Annotated in this window: 19 protein-coding genes and 1 tRNA gene; 18 read left to right on the top strand and 2 right to left on the bottom strand. The window is 45.9% G+C overall.

Going from position 1 to position 22,291, the window contains the following annotated elements; genetic code table 11:
* The first annotated feature begins 11 nt into the window (after positions 1-11).
* Entirely contained in the window at positions 12-1,451 is a 1,440-nt protein-coding gene (gene ftsZ / locus BP71_RS26090) for a cell division protein FtsZ (protein WP_496384510.1), read from the top strand.
* A gap of 42 nt (positions 1,452-1,493) precedes the next feature.
* Here the strand turns inward: ftsZ and BP71_RS26085 are convergent, their stop codons facing one another.
* Complete coding sequence (locus BP71_RS26085) at positions 1,494-2,036, bottom strand: NADPH-dependent FMN reductase (RefSeq protein WP_496384509.1); 543 nt, start codon at positions 2,034-2,036, stop codon at positions 1,494-1,496.
* 253 nt (positions 2,037-2,289) lie between these two features.
* Between BP71_RS26085 and accD the strand changes: the two genes are divergently transcribed.
* Positions 2,290-3,132 (top strand): acetyl-CoA carboxylase, carboxyltransferase subunit beta, encoded by an 843-nt coding sequence (accD, locus tag BP71_RS26080; RefSeq protein ID WP_496384508.1) that lies wholly within the window; start codon positions 2,290-2,292, stop codon positions 3,130-3,132.
* Between the two features lie 72 nt (positions 3,133-3,204).
* Here accD and BP71_RS26075 read toward each other — a convergent pair whose 3' ends face one another.
* A complete protein-coding gene (locus tag BP71_RS26075) occupies positions 3,205-3,669 on the bottom strand; it encodes a nuclear transport factor 2 family protein (RefSeq protein ID WP_496384507.1) in 465 nt (154 codons plus the stop codon).
* Between the two features lie 58 nt (positions 3,670-3,727).
* Here BP71_RS26075 and smpB point away from each other — a divergent pair, with 58 nt between their 5' ends.
* From smpB to BP71_RS25995, 16 genes are all read left to right on the top strand, one after another.
* Complete coding sequence (gene smpB / locus BP71_RS26070; protein WP_496384506.1) at positions 3,728-4,186, top strand: SsrA-binding protein SmpB; 459 nt, start codon at positions 3,728-3,730, stop codon at positions 4,184-4,186.
* Between the two features lie 148 nt (positions 4,187-4,334).
* The gene (locus BP71_RS26065; RefSeq protein ID WP_496384505.1) at positions 4,335-4,844 is read left to right on the top strand and encodes an HNH endonuclease; all 510 of its coding nucleotides are present in this window, start codon (positions 4,335-4,337) and stop codon (positions 4,842-4,844) included.
* 321 nt (positions 4,845-5,165) lie between these two features.
* The gene (gene rpsA, locus BP71_RS26060; protein ID WP_496384504.1) at positions 5,166-6,971 is read left to right on the top strand and encodes a 30S ribosomal protein S1; all 1,806 of its coding nucleotides are present in this window, start codon (positions 5,166-5,168) and stop codon (positions 6,969-6,971) included.
* Positions 6,972-7,055: 84 nt separating this feature from the next.
* Positions 7,056-7,126, top strand: a tRNA-Cys gene (locus tag BP71_RS26055).
* Positions 7,127-7,420: 294 nt separating this feature from the next.
* Positions 7,421-8,692 carry a c-type cytochrome gene (locus BP71_RS26050; RefSeq protein WP_496384503.1) on the top strand — a complete coding sequence of 424 codons (1,272 nt, stop codon included), beginning with the start codon at positions 7,421-7,423 and terminating at the stop codon, positions 8,690-8,692.
* Positions 8,693-8,738: 46 nt separating this feature from the next.
* Positions 8,739-11,834 carry a TAT-variant-translocated molybdopterin oxidoreductase gene (locus BP71_RS26045; protein ID WP_496384502.1) on the top strand — a complete coding sequence of 1,032 codons (3,096 nt, stop codon included), beginning with the start codon at positions 8,739-8,741 and terminating at the stop codon, positions 11,832-11,834.
* A gap of 51 nt (positions 11,835-11,885) precedes the next feature.
* Complete coding sequence (nrfD, locus tag BP71_RS26040; RefSeq protein ID WP_496384501.1) at positions 11,886-13,319, top strand: NrfD/PsrC family molybdoenzyme membrane anchor subunit; 1,434 nt, start codon at positions 11,886-11,888, stop codon at positions 13,317-13,319.
* Between the two features lie 47 nt (positions 13,320-13,366).
* Positions 13,367-13,897: a DUF3341 domain-containing protein gene (locus tag BP71_RS26035; RefSeq protein ID WP_496384500.1), complete on the top strand. Its 531-nt coding sequence runs from the start codon at positions 13,367-13,369 to the stop codon at positions 13,895-13,897.
* On the top strand, positions 13,897-14,520 hold the full coding sequence (locus BP71_RS26030) for a c-type cytochrome (RefSeq protein ID WP_496384499.1): 624 nt from the start codon (positions 13,897-13,899) through the stop codon (positions 14,518-14,520). Before BP71_RS26035 ends, BP71_RS26030 begins: the two co-directional genes overlap by 1 nt.
* Before the next feature lie 34 nt (positions 14,521-14,554).
* Complete coding sequence (locus BP71_RS26025) at positions 14,555-15,928, top strand: quinol:cytochrome C oxidoreductase (RefSeq protein ID WP_496384498.1); 1,374 nt, start codon at positions 14,555-14,557, stop codon at positions 15,926-15,928.
* 21 nt (positions 15,929-15,949) lie between these two features.
* Positions 15,950-17,056 (top strand): cytochrome c oxidase subunit II, encoded by a 1,107-nt coding sequence (locus BP71_RS26020; RefSeq protein WP_496384497.1) that lies wholly within the window; start codon positions 15,950-15,952, stop codon positions 17,054-17,056.
* A gap of 27 nt (positions 17,057-17,083) precedes the next feature.
* A complete protein-coding gene (locus BP71_RS26015; protein ID WP_496384496.1) occupies positions 17,084-18,964 on the top strand; it encodes a cytochrome c oxidase subunit I in 1,881 nt (626 codons plus the stop codon).
* Complete coding sequence (locus BP71_RS26010) at positions 18,939-19,961, top strand: COX15/CtaA family protein (RefSeq protein WP_496384495.1); 1,023 nt, start codon at positions 18,939-18,941, stop codon at positions 19,959-19,961. Before BP71_RS26015 ends, BP71_RS26010 begins: the two co-directional genes overlap by 26 nt.
* A gap of 25 nt (positions 19,962-19,986) precedes the next feature.
* On the top strand, positions 19,987-20,880 hold the full coding sequence (gene cyoE, locus BP71_RS26005) for a heme o synthase (RefSeq protein WP_496384494.1): 894 nt from the start codon (positions 19,987-19,989) through the stop codon (positions 20,878-20,880).
* A gap of 17 nt (positions 20,881-20,897) precedes the next feature.
* The gene (locus tag BP71_RS26000) at positions 20,898-21,485 is read left to right on the top strand and encodes a cytochrome c oxidase subunit 3 (protein ID WP_496384493.1); all 588 of its coding nucleotides are present in this window, start codon (positions 20,898-20,900) and stop codon (positions 21,483-21,485) included.
* Positions 21,486-21,499: 14 nt separating this feature from the next.
* Complete coding sequence (locus BP71_RS25995; protein WP_496384492.1) at positions 21,500-22,270, top strand: cytochrome c oxidase subunit 3; 771 nt, start codon at positions 21,500-21,502, stop codon at positions 22,268-22,270.
* Positions 22,271-22,291: the final 21 nt, after the last annotated feature.

Raw genomic sequence — 22,291 nt, 5'->3', positions numbered from 1 at the left:
CGGAGAAAATTATGAACAATAGCTTGTTGCACGCATTAGACCAGGACTATATAGTGAACGAAATCATCAAAGACCAGCCAAACGGAGAAGGCAACGGTGAGCCGGCTATCATCAAGGTGATCGGTGTCGGCGGTGGCGGCAGCAATGCTGTTAACTATATGTTTGAGAAAAAGATCAAAGATGTAGAGTTTGCGGTTTGTAATACAGATAGACAAGCGCTTGCCAATAGTCCTGTCCCGGTCAAAATACAGCTCGGCGCCACGTTGACCCAGGGGCTGGGGGCTGGTACCGATGCAACGAAAGGAAAGGAAGCGGCACTCGAGACGATCGAGGAAATCAAAGGCCTTCTGGGAGGCTCGACGCAAATGGTGTTCATCACCGCCGGTATGGGTGGTGGAACAGGAACCGGGGCTGCACCGGTAATTGCCCAGCTTGCCAAAGAAATGGGTAAGCTGACGGTCGCAGTTGTAACTGCGCCTTACACCTGGGAAGGGCTTGATAAAAAGGAACAGGCACTTGAAGGGATAGAGCAATTGAAAGAATACAGCGATACAGTTCTTGTGGTTTTAAACGATAAGCTGGAAGAATTGTATGAGGACATGACCCTAACGCAGGCATTTGCGGAAGCTGACGGTATCTTGCTGAATGCGGTGAAGAGTATTTCCGAGATCATTACCACCAACGGCAATATCAACACCGACTTCAAGGATGTGGAGAAAGTGTTGAAAAGTGCGGGACAATCGGTTATGGGAACTTCGGAATCGACCGGAGCTGACCGTGCACAGAACGCCATCAAGGAAGCATTGGATTCTCCTCTTTTGAATGACCGTGATATCCGCGGCGCGAAGCGGATTCTGGTGACGCTGGCTACCAGTAAGAAGAAAGAGGCAACGATGAAGGAGCAGCGTGAGATTTGGCAATACGTGCTTTCTCAGGTTGGAGGCGAAGCACGGATGTTCAAACTGGGTACCATTACAGACGATTCATTGGGAGATAAACTGCGTGTAACGATTGTTGCTGCGGGTTTTGACAGTATTGAATCTCCAATTCCGGGAATCCAGCTCAAAACGAACCAGAAGGGTAGCGCAGAGATTGTCGTTGAGGACAAAAAAATAGAAGAGGTGATCGCACCTGTGGAAATCGAAGAGGAAGAACTGGTGCTGACGGGCGAAGTTCAGGACAATACTCCTACCGCTTCGATAGATCTTGTTATGGAAAGCAATGTGTCGGATGGTTTTGAACCTATCAACATTTCCCTGACAGAGATTGAACCGCACGACGACTGGACCGACGAGGACGCTTTGAAAATGGAAATGATGATCAAGTCGTTCCGCGACGGATTAGTTAAATATGCGGATCTGGAAGGACCGGCTTTCCGGAGAAGCCGTGTCGAGCTATGGAAGCGGCCGGCGATCCCGGCGAGTGAAATGGAACAACATTGGTTGAAATAAGAAAAGGGAGCGGATAGCTCCCTTTTTCGTTGTGGCGGGGGACTAAAAGTGGATGATCTGCCCTGCCTGAATTTCCAGCAACTCCTTATACAATGCATTGGATATGACATTGTCGCTATAGTGCGAGCGGATTTGTCCCAGCTTTACCCGAAGCGCCAATGTATTCATCCCCAGGTAGCTGAATACATCGTTCAGGTGGCTCAATGCAATGGCAGCACCTTGCATATTGGAAGAAAGCCCCACCAATGCGGCTTTCTTGTTTGAAAAACTGTTAGGATAAGGAAGACCGTCGATAAATGCTTTCAAAACACCTGGATAGGAGCCATTGTATTCAGGGACGATAAAAACGAATTTGTCGGTCTTCTCAAGTAGTGATTTCAGATTGTTGAATGCCTCGTTTTTTCCGGCATTTTCATACAAAGCAGACACTGTGAAGTCATGAGGAAGATTGACAAGATCCAGAATGATGCTTGGCGCATGCAGTTGTTGTAGGATGGACTGGTAATATTCGGCGATTTTTCTGGACATTGAATTGGGACGATTGGTCCCAACGATAATCACTATGGGTGATGCAGATGTATTCATTTGAAAACCATGAGTGAGCAGCTAATGAAGCTGATCCGGTTGTTGTTAGTTGTCATAGGTAACAAATAATGGATAAAATTGTTCGGATGAACCCATTACGGTTTACAAAACTAACAGGCAATCGCCCATGATGCCAGGCCGGTTTTCATGATACACAACAATTATTGTTATATTTGAGCCCGTTATTCATCGTGAAATTTCATTAATAGCCTTATCGTCAGGTTATTATATGTAAATCAACCCACATAAAAATATGTCCTGGTTTATTCGGAAAGAAAAAGGTATCAATACACCGACAGAAATGAAGCGCGAGGCGCCGGACGGTTTATGGTATCAATGCCCTAATTGCAAAAAAATTACACCGACCAGGGAACATAAGCAAAATGCTTTCACCTGTCCGCATTGTAACTATCACGAAAAAGTCGGCTCGGACGTATATTTCAACCTGCTTTTTGACGATAATGAATTCATAGAGCTTGATGCCAACCTGATTTCAGGCGACCCATTGCAATTCGTGGACACGAAGGCTTATCCGGATAGGATCAAGTCGACTATGAAGAAAACGGGATTGAAAGATGCGGTACGCACGGGTCACGGTAAAATGAATGACTTGGATATCGTCATTGCCTGTATGGATTTCAGCTTTATCGGTGGTTCAATGGGATCTGTTGTGGGGGAGAAAATCGCCCGTGCGATCTCGTACTCGCTTGAAAAAAAGATTCCGTTCCTCATGATTTCGAAATCGGGAGGCGCACGGATGATGGAGGCAGGCTTTTCACTGATGCAAATGGCTAAGACTTCGGCCCGCCTGGCGCAGCTGTCGGAGGCTAAGGTGCCGTATATTTCGCTGCTAACCGATCCTACGACGGGTGGTGTAACTGCATCTTATGCAATGCTGGGGGATTTCAATATTTCAGAACCCGAAGCATTGATCGGATTTGCAGGGCCGCGGGTTATTCGTGAAACGATTGGCAAGGACCTGCCAAAAGGTTTTCAAAGTGCAGAATTTGTTTTGGAACACGGCTTCCTGGACTTTATCGTCGACCGTAAAGATTTGAAAGATAAATTGACCAGTCTGCTTACAATGCTGAAATAGGTAACCATATTTAGCAAAGCGGCCCGTCAGGTTATCTGGCGGGCCGCTTTGCTATTATATCGGGATTGTCTGTCAGGGGCATGCGTCTTTTCTCCGTGTGTCGGTAATATCATTGATCTTCCAGCCCGAGCCTGTTTTGATGAGATTGAAAACATTGACACCACAATGAGAGAACTTGTCGCCGAGATAAAACTTGTATGGTGCCCACATAACGGCCATTGGTCCGTCAATGGAAACTTTGACGTCGTAAATACGCTCGTCCCATTTGTCGTTATGCGGCGTACCCACGGCTTTCACGAAGCCGTCAACGCTGCCTTTGTGGGTAACTATGGAGTCGGCCGCGTTTTTTGAAATAGAGGTCAATGTACTTGCTTTCATAAATACGCTTCTGACGGCCGTCGAATCGCCATTGCGCATACCGTCGAAGAGCCGGTCGACGACCTGCCGGGCGGCATTATTCTCGGATTGTGCGTGTACCGCATTCAGTGACGAATTGATGAGCAGGAGAAGTAGCAGGAAATGGCTAATACGTTTCATTGGTATAGTTTTAACAAAACCTTAATTTTGAACCCCTTTGCAAATTCGGGGAATCGATATGTCGGAAAAAATAGTTAAAAAAGTAGATATAAAGAACAGACGGGCCTCGTTCGAGTACTTCTTTCTGGAAGAGTTCACGACCGGTATGGTACTTACAGGCACCGAAATCAAGTCGATCAGGCAGGGAAAGGTCAATTTTCAGGATGCCTACTGCCTTTTTATGGATGGTGAACTATTTATTCGCAGCCTGCACATTTCCCCTTATACTGAGGGGACCCATTATAATCACGATCCAATGCGTGATCGTAAATTATTGATAACCAAGCGGGAGCGTAGAAAGCTGACTGAGGGGTTGAAGGACCAGGGACTTACGATTATACCTGTCCGGTTATTTACAAGCGACAGAGGACTGGCCAAGCTGCATATTGCTTTGGCGAAAGGTAAGAAGCTTTATGACAAACGCGACAGCATCAAGGAACGAGATGTCAAACGGGAAACCGACCGCGCAGGTTACTGACGTTGAACATCGCCAAATTATGTAAAAAGTGCTAATGCGGTGATACTCGGGGTGTTTGGCGGAAGTTTTTTAACAATTTTAGAAAATACCGGATCATTTTTTCTGGTGAAATATTCTTATATTGTGGGAATTAACTACCGCAGGGCTCATGGGTAAAGTACTGGTTCTGAATCAAGATTATAGCGCATTAAGTGTTTGTACAGTTCCGAAGGCGTTTTTGCTGGTTTATATGAACAAAGCTGAAATGTTGGCTGAATCCCCAAAGCAGCATCTCAGAACGGTCAACGACAGGTTTCCCATGCCTGTTGTCATTCGTCTTCACCGCTACATTCATATACCGTACAGAGGAGTAGTCATGACAAGGCAGAATCTCTTTAAGCGGGACGGGAACCGATGTCAATATTGCGGGACACACGATAATCTGACATTGGACCATGTAATCCCGAAATCAAGGGGAGGGAAAACTACATGGGATAATCTGGCCACCGCCTGTAAAAGATGCAATTCCCGCAAAGGAGACCATACGCCGGAAGAGGTTGACATGCCGTTAAAGCAGCGCCCTTTCCGGCCTTCTTTTTTAATGTTCATCCGTGATTTTTCAGGATTGGCGGATGACGAATGGCTCCCCTACCTGGGCTCGAAGGAGCGGGCCCGCTAACTGGCGATTTTAATGCCAGGTATTGTGAGAACTGCCGGGTATTGTCAGTTTCAGTCGGAATTCGATGCCCTCAGCCCAGATCTTCTCCATATAGCTCATCGGACTATCTTTGACAATTCTTGACACACCTGACTAATCCTGACCATTTTGCGGCCAAACGTGCCTTAAACTCCCATTGTTATAATTAAATCGCCCAACCGTTCGGAAATTGTTTTCGAATCGCGTAATTTTGCGTCCTAATTTTCTAAAAAATACTTGTTAAACTAATTTTCAGCTATTTAGCTCGGCAGCTGATGTACCAAAGAGCGATTATTCCTATTTATGTCTAAGGAAAAACAAATTCAAACACTTCCCGATTTTGATTGGGATAAAGCATCAGACAAAGGTTTCGGAACAGGTTATTCATCTGCTGACCGTGACCGTCTGGAACAAATGTATGAAACTACCATTTCTCCTGTTCAGGAAAAAGAAGTAGTAAAAGGTGTTGTAGTAGGTATTACTGACCGCGAGGTGATCCTTAACATCGGTTTCAAATCTGATGGTATCGTTTCATCCAATGAATTCCGCGACCTGCCAGGTTTGAAAATCGGCGATGAAGTGGAAGTGTACGTGGAGAACCAGGAGGACGCACAAGGTCAGCTTGTTCTTTCGCGCAAAAAAGCAAAAGTAATTACTGCATGGGATAACATCCAGAAATCATTCGACGAGGATGTTGTGATCGATGCAAATGTGAAGAGAAGAACCAAAGGAGGGCTTATCGTTGATATTTTTGGTATTGAAGCGTTCTTGCCAGGTTCACAAATCGATGTGAAGCCTATCCGTGATTTCGATGTTTTCGTCGGAAAGCGTATGGAGGTGAAAGTGGTGAAGATCAACTATGCAAATGATAACGTAGTTGTATCGCACAAAATCCTGATCGAAAAAGACCTTGAAGCACAACGTCAGCAAATTCTGAATAACCTTGAGAAAGGTCAGGTACTGGAAGGTGTGATCAAAAACATGACCAACTTCGGTGTGTTCATCGACTTGGGTGGTGTTGACGGTCTGCTGCACATTACTGATATTTCATGGGGTCGTATCAACCACCCGTCTGACCTGCTTTCGTTGGATCAGAAGCTTAACGTAGTTGTTCTCGATTTCGATGAAGAGAAAAAACGTATCTCTCTTGGCTTGAAACAACTGCAGTCTCACCCATGGGATTCTCTGGCAGATGAAATTCAGGTTGGATCGAAAGTGACCGGTCGCATTGTAAATGTGGCTGATTACGGTGCTTTCCTTGAAATCAAACCAGGTGTAGAAGGTCTTATCCACGTTTCTGAAATGTCATGGTCACAACACCTGCGTAATCCTCAGGAGTTTATGAACGTAAATGACGAGATCAGCGCGGTAGTATTGACTTTGGATCGTCAGGAGCGCAAAATGTCTCTTGGCATCAAACAATTGACCGAAGATCCCTGGACTCAAGGTTCATTGAAAGAGAAATATGCGATCGGTACCCGTCATAAAGGTGTAGTTCGTAACCTGACCAACTTCGGCCTCTTCATCGAGCTGGAAGAAGGTATCGACGGTCTGGTACACGTATCGGATCTTTCCTGGACGAAGAAAATCAAACATCCTTCAGACTTCGTGAAAGTTAACGACGAGCTGGAAGTAGTGGTTCTGGAACTGGATGCAGACAATCGCCGCCTGGCCCTGGGTCATAAGCAGCTTGAAGAAAACCCATGGGATACTTTCGAGACCATCTTCGAGGTAGGATCGGTACACAAAAGTACTATCGTAGCAAAAGGTGATAAATTCGCTACGCTCGAACTTCCCTACGGAATCGAAGGTGTTGCTTCTATCAAAAACCTTGCTAAAGAAGACGGAACGTTTGCTGAGGTAGGTGAGAGCCTTGACTTCACTGTTCTTGAATTCCTGAAAGACGAGAAGAAAATCGTTCTGACGCACTCTAAAGTGAAAGCGGTACCTGCTGAGGAAAGAAAGGAAGAAAAACCTAAGGCTTCAAAAAGCGCACCTGCTACTGAAACAGTGAATAAAGAAGTTGAGAAATCTACTTTCGGAGATCTTAGCGTTCTGTCAGCCTTGAAAGAGCAGTTTGAAGAAAGCGAAAAGAAAGGAAAAAAGTAAAATAAAGTGCGGAGTAGAAGTTTTTTTTAATACTTTTGCACCCGGATTAGCTGTCAACCTCGTGTAGGCAGCTAATTCAAAATTGGTTCCGTGGCCGAGTGGCTAGGCAGAGGTCTGCAAAACCTCGTACAGCGGTTCGAATCCGCTCGGAACCTCCCCTGAAATTGTAGCGTTTTTACCTGGGTTAAGCGCACAATAAAATGCCTGAAAAATACCATTTGGAATAAGCTTTTTAGACAAGCTCCAAATGGTATTTTTTTTGCTAGTCACTTGAAAATCAAGCATTAGTATTTTTGTAACCTATGTTAAATTAATCAAACAAATTAGACAAATTATAAATAACAGGGTGGGGTAAAATATCCCTTAAATACTTTTGTGGATAAAAAATCGTGAGCTAGTTTTGTCTGTTGAAGAATAATGAATAGTTGATTATGAATATACCATTCCGAATGGACGCTAAGTTTTGTTCCTTCTTTAATTACTCAAAAACCTTTCTGGCCATCGCAATAGCGATCTTACTCAGTGTCCCGACTTTAGTGTCTGCTCAGGATAGCACCGCTACTGCCGCTGCACCGGCCGGTGGCGGAGATGCCGCAAAAGGTGAAACGATCTTCAAAAATAACTGTGCACAGTGTCACGCAGTTACTGACGAACGTGTAGTTGGTCCGGGTTTGAAGGGTGCAAGTTCCCGTCATGATTTTGCATGGCTTTCCAAGTGGGTCCGGAATTCACAGGCTGTAATTGCTTCCGGTGATCCGTACGCTGTCAAAATTTACAATGAGTACTCAAAAGCTCAGATGACAAGCTTCCCTAATTTGTCAGACGATGACATTAAGGGGATCTTCGCATATATAGACAAGGCGGCTACTGCTGCACCTGCTGCTACTGCCGCCGCCGGGGGCGCTACCGCCGCGGCTTCGGGAGATGCGAAGGGCAGCGGTCCTTCCGATTTGTTTGTAATTGTTCTGGTGGCACTGGTTATTGTAATGGTACTGGTGTTAGGGGTGTTGCTGGTGATCGTCTCACTTCTTTCGAAGGCGGTTAAAGGTGAAACTGCAGACGTTGATCATGCTGATTCTGGTAAGGGATTTGGGGATCTGTTTAAAAGGCTCACCGTTGATCCGGCAATCAGGTCGGCAACACTGTGGATCTTTGTATTGCTCGTTCTTAAGGCTACAATTGATGGTGCGTTCCATGTTGGTGTTCAGCAAGGATATGCTCCTAAGCAACCTATATCATTCTCCCACAAACTGCATGCAGGCGAATATAAAATCGACTGTAACTACTGTCACACCGGTGTGAATCGTGGAAAATCGGCACACATACCTTCTGCAAATATCTGTATGAACTGCCACGGTGTGATTAAGAAGGAATCTCCTGAAATTCAAAAGATTTATACTTCCATTGAGAACAATCAGCCTATTGAATGGGTGCGTGTTCACAACCTGCCAGACCTGGCTTACTTCAATCACGCACAACACGTGAACGTAGGTGGGCTGGAATGTCAGAATTGCCACGGAGAAGTGGAGAAAATGGAAGTAATACAGCAACGTTCCTCATTGACGATGGGATGGTGTATCGATTGTCACCGTAAGACGGATGTAAATACGAAAGACAATCAGTACTACGATAAGCTGGTACAGTTGCACGCTTCTGAAAGCAAAGAGGCTTTGAAAGTAGCGGATATTGGTGGTTTGGAATGTTCTAAATGCCACTATTAATCAAAGAAATTAATACCGGATACAACTCATTGTATTGAATAGTTTTATGGAAAATTCTAATAAAAGATACTGGCGGGGACTTGAAGAGCTGAGGAATGATGAGAAGTTTGTAAAGGATGCAAGTTCAGAGTTCCCTACTGCACCGACTGAAAGTCAGTATGAAAGTCTGGTAGATGGCGTCGGTAGCCATCGCCGCGATTTCCTTAAAGTTTTGGGCTTCGGAATGGCAGCGGTATCCCTGGCTGCTTGCGAAACTCCGGTAAAAAAGGCAATCCCATACGTTAACAAGCCCGAAGGCGAATTTCCTACAATATCTAACTGGTACGCGTCCACTTATGCAGAAGGTGGAGACTACGCGAGCATTTTGGTCAAAACCCGAGAAGGGCGGCCTATTAAAATAGAAAGCAATTCCCTTTCAAAAGTATCTTATGGTGTAAGTTCACGCGCTCATGCTTCCCTTCTTGGGTTGTATGATAACGAAAAATTGAAAGGGCCTAAAAAAGGAGAAGATACAAAAATAAGCTGGGAGTCTGTCGATAAGGAAATCGCAGATCAGCTTGGGCAGATCGCTGCTAAGGGCGGAGCAATTCGCATCCTCACTTCGACAATATTAAGCCCGTCGACCAAGGCGGTTATTGCAGATTTTACAGCTAAGTACCCAACGACAACTCATGTTGTTTACGATGCCAATTCATCATACGCGCTTGTAAAAGCTAATGAGCTGTCATTCGGAAAGGCTGTTATCCCTTCGTACGATTTCAGCAAAGCGAAAGTGGTCGTTGGCATTGACGGCGATTTTCTCGGAACATGGCTTGCCCCTGATACATTCTCGAAACAGTTTGCCGACACCCGTCGTGTAAGCAGCGATAAAGAGGGTAAAAAAGAAATGTCCCGTCTGTATCAGTTCGAGTCTACCCTTTCACTGACGGGCTCCAATGCTGATTACCGGACTGCGGTGAAACCTTCACAGATTGGTCTGGTGGCAGCTGCACTATATAATAAGGTAGCAGCGAAACTGGGCGGTACGCCTGTTGCAACAGCGACAATCAGCGTTCCTAATCTGGACAAGGCAGCAGCGGATCTCGTTGCGGCGAAGGGACAGGCGTTGGTTGTGTCCGCGATAAATGACCCTTCGGTACAGGTAGTAGTGAATGCATTGAACAGTTTGCTCGGAAGCTACGGCTCGACAATCAATCTGGACAAGCCTGCATATTACCGCCAAGGTAATGATATTGCTGCCAACCAGTTGATCGACGAAATCAAAGGGGGCAAAGTTTCAGCATTGATTTTATGGGGTGCTAACCCGGTTTATGATCACCCCCGTGGTGCCGAACTGGTGGCTGCATTGCCGCAGGTTTCATTGAGTGTATCTTTCAATGACCGCGCTGATGAAACGTCCTCACTTTTCAAATACATTCTTCCTGCATCGCATTACCTCGAATCATGGGGAGATGCCGAACCGGTTGCAGGGTCATATAGCTTGATGCAGCCTGCAATCAGCTTGATTTTCAGTACTCGTCAGGCACAGTCGAGCCTTTTGAAATGGGCAGGATTGTCGACTGATTTTCACGAGTATGTAAAGGCATATTGGAGAAAGAATATCTATCCGCAAGCTGGTGGTGGAGACTTCGAGAAGTTTTGGATCAAGTCGTTGCACGATGGTGTTTTGGAAGTAGCTTCTGCGGCAACTGGCGCAGGTGCTGCCTTCTCCGGAAATCTGGCTGCTGCTGCTGCCGGTATCGCCAAAAGATACAAAGCATCTTCATCGGGACTTGAACTTGCGATCTTCGAAAATGTAGGTTTGGGTACGGGCGCTTCCGCCAACAATCCCTGGTTGCAGGAATTGCCTGATCCTATTACAAAAGCTTGCTGGGATAATCATGCCGGCATCTCTCAAAAAACGGCGACAGAACTCGGCCTTGCGCAGGGTGATGTTGTGAAGGTAGATGCAAAAGGTAAATCGGTAGAATTGCCGGTGATCATTCAGCCAGGGCTAGCGCAGGGTACCGTGGCGATCACGATCGGTTATGGTCGTGAGAAAGCAGGTAAGTCTGCTAACGGTGTTGGTAAAAACGTTTATCCGTTTGCGACATTCACCGACGGCTTCCTGAACTTCAACCCGGGTGAAGTAACCTTGTCGAAAACAGGTAGCACTCGTGAGATCGCTCAAACACAGACGCATAATACAGTGATGAACCGTAAATCGGTTCTTCAGGAAACAGTTCTGGCTCACTTCCAGAAAGATCCGATGGCCGGGCGTTTTGTTCCGAAAATCCAGACTTCAGAAGGCGAGGTTGACGCTACCGACCTGTCACTCTGGAACGGACATAAATATAAGAACCACTCATGGGGTATGGTGATCGACCTGAACACCTGCTTTGGTTGTGGTTCCTGTGTGGTAAGCTGCCAGAATGAGAACAACATTCCTGTTGTAGGTCGTCAGGAAATTATCAACGCCCGTGAAATGCACTGGCTGCGTATCGACCGCTATTACAGCAGCGACGCAGATGTAGAGGATTTGAGAGGATTGGAAGTTGCTTCTGAAAATCCGGAGGTTACATTCCAACCAATGCTTTGCCAGCACTGTAACAATGCACCTTGCGAAACTGTATGTCCGGTATTGGCAACAACCCACAGCTCTGAGGGCTTGAACCAAATGGCTTACAACCGTTGCGTAGGTACAAGATATTGCGCAAACAACTGCCCATATAAAGTACGTCGTTTCAACTGGTTCAAATATTTCGATAACGACAACTTCGATTACGCATTCAACAATGACCTAGGTAAAATGGTCATTAACCCTGATGTGACAGTACGTTCGAGAGGGGTTATCGAGAAATGCTCGATGTGTGTTCACAGAATCCAGGAAGCTAAGCTGACTGCGAAAAAAGAAAGAAGACGCATTGTTGACGGTGAAGTGAACGTAGCTTGTGCTTCTTCCTGCCCGACAGACGCGATCACTTTTGGAGACATGAACGATCCTGAAAGCCGGATTTCGAAATTGCTTGAAGTAGAAAGAGAAGGACGTGCGTTCCACATGCTGGAAGAAATCAACGTTCGTCCGCAAATCTCTTACCTCACCAAGGTCCGTAACAAGGATGCCGCTGCTGCTGCCAAAGAGGTTGAGAAAGAGCACGCTTAATATCAGAATTTAGAATTATTGACGATCCAATCATTATAAATAAATAGTAGTATGCATGTTACTTCACCTGTAAGAGAACCGCTGATTCAAGGTGGGAAAACGTACGCGGACGTAACGGAAGACATATGCCGCCACGTGGAGGCGACTCCAACGAAAGAATGGAAGATCGCTTTCGGACTTTCGCTGATCGTTCTGGCATATGGATCTGTGTGTCTCGCATGGACCTGGTGGGAAGGCCTCGGAGTTTGGGGTTTGAATAAGACAGTAGGTTGGGCCTGGGACATTACCAACTTCGTATGGTGGGTAGGTATCGGTCACGCGGGAACGCTGATCTCCGCGATCCTTCTGTTATTCCGCCAGAAATGGAGAACTTCCATCAACCGTGCGGCGGAAGCGATGACGATCTTCGCCGTTATCTGTGCAGCTTCTTTTATTTTGATGCACATGGGTCGTCCCTGGATGGCTTACTGGGCTCTTCCATTACCTAACGCGTTCGGTTCACTTTGGGTTAACTTCAACTCTCCTTTAGTTTGGGACGTATTTGCGATCAGTACTTATTTCTCCGTGTCATTGGTATTCTGGTACATCGGTTTGATTCCTGACCTTGCTACCATCCGCGACCGCGCTACGAGCAAAGTTTCGAAATTTATGTACGGAACATTTGCAATGGGCTGGGACGGTTCAGCAAAAACCTGGGCTCGTTACGAATACATTTCATTGATCCTTGCAGGTCTTTCTACGCCACTTGTACTTTCGGTACACACCATTGTAAGTATGGACTTTGCTACCTCGGTCATTCCGGGATGGCACACGACGATTTTCCCTCCGTACTTCGTTGCGGGTGCGATTTTCTCGGGGTTCGCGATGGTACAAAACCTGATGCTGATCACAAGGGTTGTTTACAAACTCGAAGACTATATCACCCTCGAACATATCGAGACGATGAACAAGGTAATTACGCTTACCGGTTCGGTAGTAGGTGTGGCTTACATTACCGAGTTCTTTATTGCATGGTACGGCGGTGTTGAATATGAATACTACGCATTCTTCAACCGTATGACCGGTCCTTACTGGTGGGCATACTGGGCGATGATGACCTGTAACGTAATCTCTCCACAGTTGTTCTGGTCTAGAAAACTGCGTCGCAGCATAACCTTTACATTCTTCATCTCTGTGGTGGTTAACATCGGTATGTGGTTCGAGCGTTTCGTAATTATCGTGACTTCTCTTCACCGCGATTATATTCCATCGAGCTGGGCAATGTTCTCTCCGACGATGTTTGATATTGGTGACTACATCTTCTCATTCGGCTTGTTCTTCACATTGTTCCTGTTGTTCTCGAAATACCTGCCGGTAGTAAACATGGCTGAGGTTAAGGCAGTGTTGCGGTCTACGTCCGCACATCTTCCTGCTAAGATCGCCGGAGTTGCGAAGGTCAGACAGAGAGGAACGGCTGAGCCAGTTTACAACAAGGATCAGGAATAAAAGCATTGCGTAAAAGCGAATTATAGAGATTATAATAAGTTAATAGTATGGCAGAATTATCTGGTAAATATTTAGTCGGAGTTTATGACGATGACGATACCGTCCTTCACGCGGTTCCCAAGTTGAGAAAGGCCGGTGTGAAAATTAAAGAAGTATATTCCCCATTCCCTATCCACGGGTTGGACGAAGCACTAGGACATCCAAGAACGCGTATCGGTATCGCTGCCTTTATGTTTGGGGTGACAGGATGCTGCTGCGTGCTGACGCTCATGATCTGGACAATGGGATATGACTGGCCGATGATCATCGGTGGTAAAGATCCGATCTCGATTCCTAATTATATCCCCATTACATTCGAAGGAACAGTACTTTTTACTGCATTCGGCATGGTGGCTACCTTTTTGATTTCGAATGGACTCGGACCCGGTACCCATTTTCACCCACGGTTCGATGTTCGTGCGACTGACAACAAGTTCATCATGGCGATCGAAATGAGCAGAAACTCGATGACCGAAGACGAAATATCGAGAGCATTGAAGGACAGCGGAGCGGAGGAAGTCAACATTAAGCAATTTTAATGGAGTTTAAAGCGATGAAAATCAAGAGTTTATATAGATATCTATTGGTTGCTGCCGTAATGCTTACTGCTGTTGCTGGTTGTAAAAAGGATCCTAACGATCCCGGGAAGGAGTATGCACCAAACATGTACCTGCCCGTAGGTTACGAGCCATACAAACAGGAGAAGGCCAACCCTATCAACCCGCAGGGTCTTACCATGCGTTTGCCTGTGGCGGGTACTGTCGCGAGACGTAACTATCGCACGAGCTTTGGTGAGTCGGATTCAGCAGTGGTTGATCTGATGGTTTATAACATTCCTGCCGACAGCATTGAAATTGCGGAAAGAGTACTTAAAAACCCTGTTCCTCTGAACGAAAAAACGCTGGCAGAAGGAAAGGTAATGTATGACAGATATTGCCAGCACTGCCACGGTGCAACCGGCGCCGGTGACGGAAAAGTGGGAGCGATGTACAAGGGTGTTCCCAATTACGCAAGCGACGCCTACAAAAACCTGAATGAGGGACATATTTTCCATGTCATCACACACGGCAAAGCCCGCATGTGGCCGCACGGATCGCAGATCAACCCGGAAGAACGCTGGAAGATTGTACACTATGTACAGAAATTGCAGAAAGGGGCTTAAGTACAATTTTGACAACAGAGAAATAATTTAAATAATGGCATCAGCACATTCGATTCCTTCTATTGAAGAACGGTTTGAATTTACATCGGGAGCTAAGAGAAGTTTGCTCATTGGTGGCGGTGTAGGACTGGCTCTTGTACTATTAGGAGCATACCTTGCAGCCAATGGCGGTGGTGGTCACGAAGTGGCTGCGCACGGGGCAGAGCACGCTGCGGCGGCAGGCCATGCGGCTGCTGAACATGGGGCAGCTGCTGCTCATGGTTCAGACGCGCACGGCGCCGTGGCCGAGGGCGGTCATCATGCAAAAAGCTGGGTTGCGCGCATCTGGGCTAACCTTTGGGTAAATGGTGTATACTTTACAGGGATGTCCGTAATCGGGATGTTCTTCCTTTCTTATAACTACCTCGCGCAAGCTGGCTGGTCGGCAGTATTCAAAAGAGTACCCGAAGCGCTGCCTGCGTTTCTGCCTGTAACCGGTGCTGTAATGATCATCACATTTCTTTTGGGTGGACATGATTTGTTTCACTGGACACACAAAGGCTTGTTTGAAGTAGGTGGTTCGGAATACGATAAGATCATCGCCGGTAAACAGGGGTATTTGAATACACCTTTCTTCCTGGCCCGTCTGGTAATTTATTTTGTTGTATGGTACTATATGTGGAGGGTTATCCGTAACCTTTCATTGCAGGAAGACGAAATCGGTGGGACCGAATTCTACGAAAAATCCATCCGTATCGGAACCGCGTTCCTGGTGGTATTTGGTGTTACATCTTCAACTTCTGCATGGGATTTTGTAATGTCAATCGATACGCACTGGTTCAGCACCATGTTCGGTTGGTATACTTTGGCTAGCTGGCACGTATCTGGCCTGGCTGTAATCACGCTGACGGTCGTATTGCTTCGTGAAAGAGGTTATTTAAGAGCTGTTAATTCCAGCCACCTTCGTGACCTTGGCAAGTTTATATTTGCATTCAGCATTTTCTGGACTTACGTATGGTTCGCACAATTCCTTTTAATTTATTATGCCAACCTTCCCGAAGAAACGATCTATTTCATCGAGCGTTTCAGAGGACACGGCGGATATTTCAAGGCACCGTTCTTTATCAATTTGTTCCTGAACTTTTTCTTCCCATTCCTGGTGCTGATGACCCGCGATGCGAAGTACACGCACTCGATTTTAAAAGTGGCATGTTGGAGCGTAATCATCGGACATTATATCGATTTCTACACGAACATTATGCCTGGAACCGTTGGTGCAAGCGCTGAGCTTGGTCCGTTGGAGTGGGGCTTCTTCCTGATCTTTATTTGCGGGTTTGCGTATACAATTGCAACCCAATTGACTAAGGCAAATCTGATCCCGAGAAATCACCCGATGTTGGAGGAATCACTGCATCACGATATCGCCTAATTGCAAAACCAGTAAATCATCATGTATATTATTATCGCATTAGTTGCTCTTGTATTTATTGTTCTTACCGGGATCGTAATATCCAGGCTGCAGGGCGTTCTTAAGAGTATCAATAAAACTGATTCCGGTGAATTTATAACGACTGGTAATAAATTCAATGGTGCCATGTTTATCGTGATATTGTTGGTAGGTGCTGTTGCTATTACATGGTCCTATCTGCATGCCCGCGAATTTTTCCTTCCTGAGGCGTCTTCGGTTCACGGAAGAAGGACCGACGATCTGTTTTGGTTCTCAATGGGAATTCTGACAATCCCGTTCATTTTTGTGAATTTCCTCCTATTCTTCTTTGCATGGAAGTATCAGCACAAGAAAGAGCATAGAGCGACTTTTTATCCGGAAAATCATAAGCTTGAATTGATCTGGACGATTGTTCCAGCTGTGGTGATGGCCCTTTTGGTATTCACAGGCTGGAAAGCATGGTCTGACATTACCTCTGAGGCTCCGAGGGATGCGGAAGTGATCGAAATTACGGGTAAGCAGTTCAACTGGATCGTGCGTTATGGTGGTGTGGATAATAACAAACTGGGGGACTACAACTACAAATTGATCGACTCTCAGAATGAAGTGGGTATTGACCTGTCGGACGAGAATTCTTTCGATGACTTCACCAACCCCAGTGAAATGCACATTCCGGTAGGACGTCCTGTCTTGCTGAAAATACGTGCCAGGGATGTATTGCATAGTGTTTTTATTCCTCACATGAGGGTAAAAATGGATGCGGTGCCTGGTATGCCCACGAAGTTCTGGTTCGTACCGGATAAGACAACCGCTGACATGCGTGCCGAAACCGGAAACCCGAAGTTTGACTATGAAATAGCTTGTACCGAGGTTTGCGGACAAGGTCACTTTTCAATGAAAATAAGATTGATCGTAGAAGACGAGGCAAGCTACAAGAAGTGGTGTGCTGAGCAGGCTACTTTTCTTGGGACCTATCCGGAATATCTTGCAAAAGTACCAGAGAATCTGAAGGCGAAGGCGATGAAATATGTGCCAGCAGAGGCTGCGAGCCCTGCCGACAGCTCAGCAACATCTGCAGGTGGAGCTGGTGCAAGTACTAGTCTACGATAATTATTAATTAAAATACGATAAAAGTATATGTCAGCTATTGAAGGATTGGAAACAGCTCACCACGCAGACGAGCATGAACACCACCACGAGGCACAAAACTTTTGGCAGAAATATATATTTTGTGAAGATCACAAGGTAATTGCCAAACAGTACCTGATAACGGGTATTCTGTGGGCTGTGATCGGGATTACGATGTCAGTAATCTTCCGTATTCAGCTCGGGCTACCTGATTCAAACCTTTCGTGGTTGAAGCCCGTATTGGGAGGATGGATTAGCGATTCGGGTAAATTGGATCCTAACTTTTACCTCGCGCTGGTGACAATGCATGGTACCATCATGGTATTCTTTGTATTGACGGCCGGTTTGAGCGGGACATTCAGTAATTTCCTTATTCCTCTGCAGATCGGTGCACGCGATATGGCATCCGGTTTCATGAATATGCTTTCGTACTGGTTCTTCTTCCTGGCCAGCGTAATCATGTTTGCATCGCTGTTCCTGCAACAAGGCCCTGCCGCAGGTGGATGGGTGATTTACCCTCCATTGAGTGCGTTACCACAGGCTCACCCCGGTTCGGGAATGGGTATGACGCTTTGGCTGGCAAGTATGGCACTCTTTATCGTATCGCAGTTGCTTGGTGGTATCAATTATATCACGACGGTAATCAACTTGCGTACAAGAGGTATGTCTTTCGATCGTCTGCCTCTGACAATCTGGTCATTCCTGATCACTGCGGTATTGGGTCTGATCTCGTTCCCTGTTCTGTTGTCATCAGTATTGTTGCTGATCTTCGACCGTCACTTCGGAACAAGTTTTTATCTGTCGGATATTTATATCAATGGTGAAGCACTTCCGAACGTAGGTGGTAGCCCTATCTTGTTCCAACACTTGTTCTGGTTCCTTGGACACCCAGAGGTATACATCGTATTGCTCCCGGCATTGGGGATCACTTCTGAGGTAATTGCCACTAACTCCAGAAAGCCGATCTTCGGTTACCGCGCGATGATCGCATCTATGCTTGGTATTGCATTCCTCGCATTTATCGTGTGGGCTCACCACATGTTCGTGACGGGTATGAATCCATTCCTGGGATCGGTCTTCATGTTCCTGACTTTGATCATTGCGGTTCCTTCGGCGGTCAAAGGCTTTAACTATATCACTACTTTGTGGAGAGGGAATATCGTGTTCACACCCGGTATGCTTTTCTCGATCGGTTTGGTTTCCCTATTCGTGTCAGGAGGTTTGACAGGTATTATTCTTGGTAACAGCGCATTGGATATCCAGTTGCATGATACGTACTTCGTTGTGGCTCACTTTCACCTTGTAATGGGGGCTGCGTCTGCATTCGGCTTATTTGCCGGGGTTTACCACTGGTTCCCTAAGATGTTCGGTCGTATGATGAGCACTTCATTGGGACAGGTACACTTCTGGTTGACGTTTATAGGAATATACCTGGTATTCATCCCTATGCACTACGTGGGTATCGCAGGTTTCCCACGTCGCTACTACCAGTTCACCAGCTACGACTTTACACATAAGTTTATGGATATGAACATGTTTATCTCCGTTGCGGCGATATTCACATTCCTTGCACAGTTCATATTCCTGTGGAACTTCTTTTACAGCATTTTCAAAGGCAGAAGAGCTCCTCAGAATCCATGGCATTCCAATACGCTCGAATGGACTGCACCTATCATACCTGGTCATGGTAACTGGGAGGGAGAGCTGCCCGCAGTATATCGCTGGTCATACGATTATAGCAAACCGGGAGCGAAGGAAGATTTTATTCCTCAGAATATCCCGTATTCTCAAACACCGGAGTCGAACTTCCCTCATGAGAATGAGTTGATCGCCATCGAGAAGGTGATTGAGTCACAAAATTTCAATGACCAGTTCAAAGCACATCATTGACCTTAAAGCCAATCGCCGCTTCCGGCGATTGGCTTTAAATACGCTCATTACGCTCTATTTTTTAATTGTGGCGGGTGGGGTGGTAAGAAGTACCGGGTCTGGAATGGGATGTCCCGACTGGCCCAAATGTTTTGGAAGATGGGTTCCTCCGACCGAAGCATCTCAGTTGCCTGCAAACTATAAGGAGATTTACGGTGCAAAGCTGAAAGGAGAGGTAGAATTCAATCCGGCGAAGACTTGGACGGAATACGTCAACAGGCTTTTGGGAGCTTTTACGGGTGTAATGATTTTCCTGACACTTTTGGCGTCTGTACCCTTTCTGAAATCCGGAAATAAGCAAATATTTTTTTTAAGCCTGGCTGCTTTTTTATTGACAGGCTTTCAGGGGTGGCTTGGGGCAAAAGTAGTGTCATTCGAACTGCACCCCGTGGTGGTAACATTACACATGTTACTGGCAATAGTGATAGTCTTTATTTTGCTTTATGTTTTTACATGGGCAGGGTATGTGGACAAAGTGCTGACTTTACGCGAGGGGAGTGAAAAAGTGCTGAATGGGATCGGAATCCTGGTGATGGCCTTGTCGTTATTTCAAATCCTCCTGGGGACACAGGTACGCGAGGCAATGGATTTAGTGATTATTAAACTGGGGTATGGCGCCAGGTCGCAGTGGATTGAGCAGTTGGGAGCCAATTTTTATATACATCGTTCTTTTTCGTTGGTGGTTTTTGCGATCAACGTGTTTTGGATCAATAAAGTGATCAAATCCGGGAATAAGGGCACTGTGGCGGGTAAAATAGCCAACGCATGTCTCTGGATCCTGGTAGCTGAGATTTTCACAGGAGTTCTGATGGCTTACTTCGGAGTTCCGCCATATGCTCAGCCGCTTCATCTCACACTAGCGATTTTGTTAATCGGACTGCAATTCATTGTGTGGCTTGTAGTGAATGGGAAGAAGTACTTAAAGTATAGAGGAGTTGCTGTAAAGGCAAACAGCTAATTAAGAATTTTCAATTTCTGTAAGAATGATTTCAGTAGAGGAAAGTGTAAGCGGGGTTGCGAAGATCAGAGAGAGATTAGGAGTTTTATTCGAATTACTAAAGTTCCGGTTGGCGTCATTGATCGCATTTTCCGGAGCTATGGGATATTGCCTGGGGGCAAAAGATGTAAGAGCAGCCGATATGGTGCTTTTTATCCTCGCGTCGATCGGTATTACGGGAGCTGCCAACATCATTAATCAGATTCTGGAAAAAGATCTGGACAAGAAAATGAAAAGGACCGCTTCCAGGCCCCTGCCAAGTGGCCGTATCACAGTCGAGCAGGCAGCAACTTGGGCGGTTATCCTGGGAGTTTCGTCGTTGGCAATATTCGTCACAACGTTTAACCTCGCTACCGGTCTAATTTCACTGCTTTCATTGGTGCTGTATGGCTTCGTTTACACGCCTCTCAAGAAAGTAGGTCCGATAGCCGTATTTGTTGGCGCTTTTCCGGGGGCGTTTCCCCCGATGATCGGGTGGGTTGCGGCGACAAACCATTTCGGACTTGAACCTGGGATTCTGTTTGCGATTCAGTTTTTCTGGCAGTTCCCCCACTTTTGGGCCATTGCCTGGGTATTGGATGAGGATTATAAGCGTGCAGGATTTAAGCTGTTACCCGCAAATGGCTTAAAGGATTCCGACACGACATTGCAGATCATGATCTATACATTGTTTCTGCTGCCAATCGGCTGGTTGCCGTATGAGTTGGGGATGACCGGCATTAGTTCGGCATTCATAGCAACGATTTTCGGTGTGTTGTTTCTTGCACAGACGTTTCACTTGATGCGTACTTGCACAGATAAGACCGCAAAACAGCTGATGTTCGGATCGTTTATCTATCTTCCGATTGTACAGATCGCGTTCCTGTTGGATAAATTGTGATAAAGAAAAAGTGAGAAATGGACAACGTTCAGCAATATAAAGTAGAAAAGGGGCCGCAGGCGACTCTTGCGATGGACCCCAAGAAGTTTATCCTTTGGTTGTTCCTCGTGACGATCATCATGCTTTTTGCTTCGCAAAGCAGCGCATACCTCGTTCGGAGAGCAGAAGGAAACTGGCTTGAATTTGAGATGCCGCGGATATTCTGGTTCAGTAGTGTGGTATTGCTCCTGAGTAGCGGGGCTATGCAGTGGGCCTATTTTGCGGCAAAAAAAGATCAGTTCAAACAATTGAAAATAGCAATTTCTATTACTTTTGTACTTGGCCTGGCATTTCTTTGGATGCAGTTTGAGGGCTGGAGGGAGCTGGTGGCGATGAACGTATATTTTGTTGGAAACCCTTCAGGATCATTCTTTTACGTGTTTACCGGGCTACACGGTTTCCACATCATTACGGGGCTCATCGTTTTGCTTTTTGCATTAGTTGCTGCCTTCAAGTTAAATGTACACGCTAAAAATCTGAGAAGAATTCAAATCTGTGCTACTTATTGGCACTTTTTAGACATACTCTGGTTATATCTTTTTGTTTTTTTATTGACTTTTAATTAATAATTATTTTATCAATGGCTGCAAATGTAACAACACCTGGCGCGGTAGAACCCAAAATGTGGTTGGGGGGTATTGAGCCAATGAAAGCAAGTTACGGGAAACTGATGATGTGGTTCTTCCTCATCTCCGATACCTTTACTTTCTCTGCCCTGCTGGTGGCGTATGGTACAGCCCGGTTTAGTTTCCCTGCATTCTCCGGAAATCACGAAGACTTTACATTCTCCAATATGTATTGGCCGGTACCTGAAAGGGTATATGAGGCGGTTCCCTTCCTGCATGGTGTTTCGCTTCCACTGGTGTTTGTAGGTATTATGACATTCATTTTGATTGCAAGTAGCGTAACTATGGTACTTGCAGTAGAGGCCGGTCACCGCATGGACCGCGCGAATGTTGAAAAATATATGCTTTGGACAATCCTGGGTGGTTTCACTTTCCTTGGTTGCCAGGCTTGGGAATGGTCTCACTTTATCCATGGAACAGACACTGGTTCGGTAATGAAAGTGATCGAAAACGGTACTTGGGTAGAAAAGACTATTTTTGGAGCTAACCTCACAGAGAATCAATACGGCCCTCCGGCGTTTGCGGATTTCTTTTTCTTTATTACAGGCTTCCACGGAACACACGTATTCAGCGGTGTCATCCTAAACATACTGATCTTCTTCCGCTCTGCGACAGGTTTCTACGATAAGAGAGGGAGTTACGAAATGGTTGAAAAAGTAGGTCTTTACTGGCACTTTGTGGATTTGGTTTGGGTGTTTGTATTTACATTCTTCTACCTGGTTTAAATTATCGGACAATATTAAAAT

It is taken from the genome of Dyadobacter ginsengisoli DSM 21015 (assembly GCF_059568735.1).
Note: the sequence above shows the minus strand (reverse complement) of the source record. Positions and strands in the feature narration are given on the sequence as shown.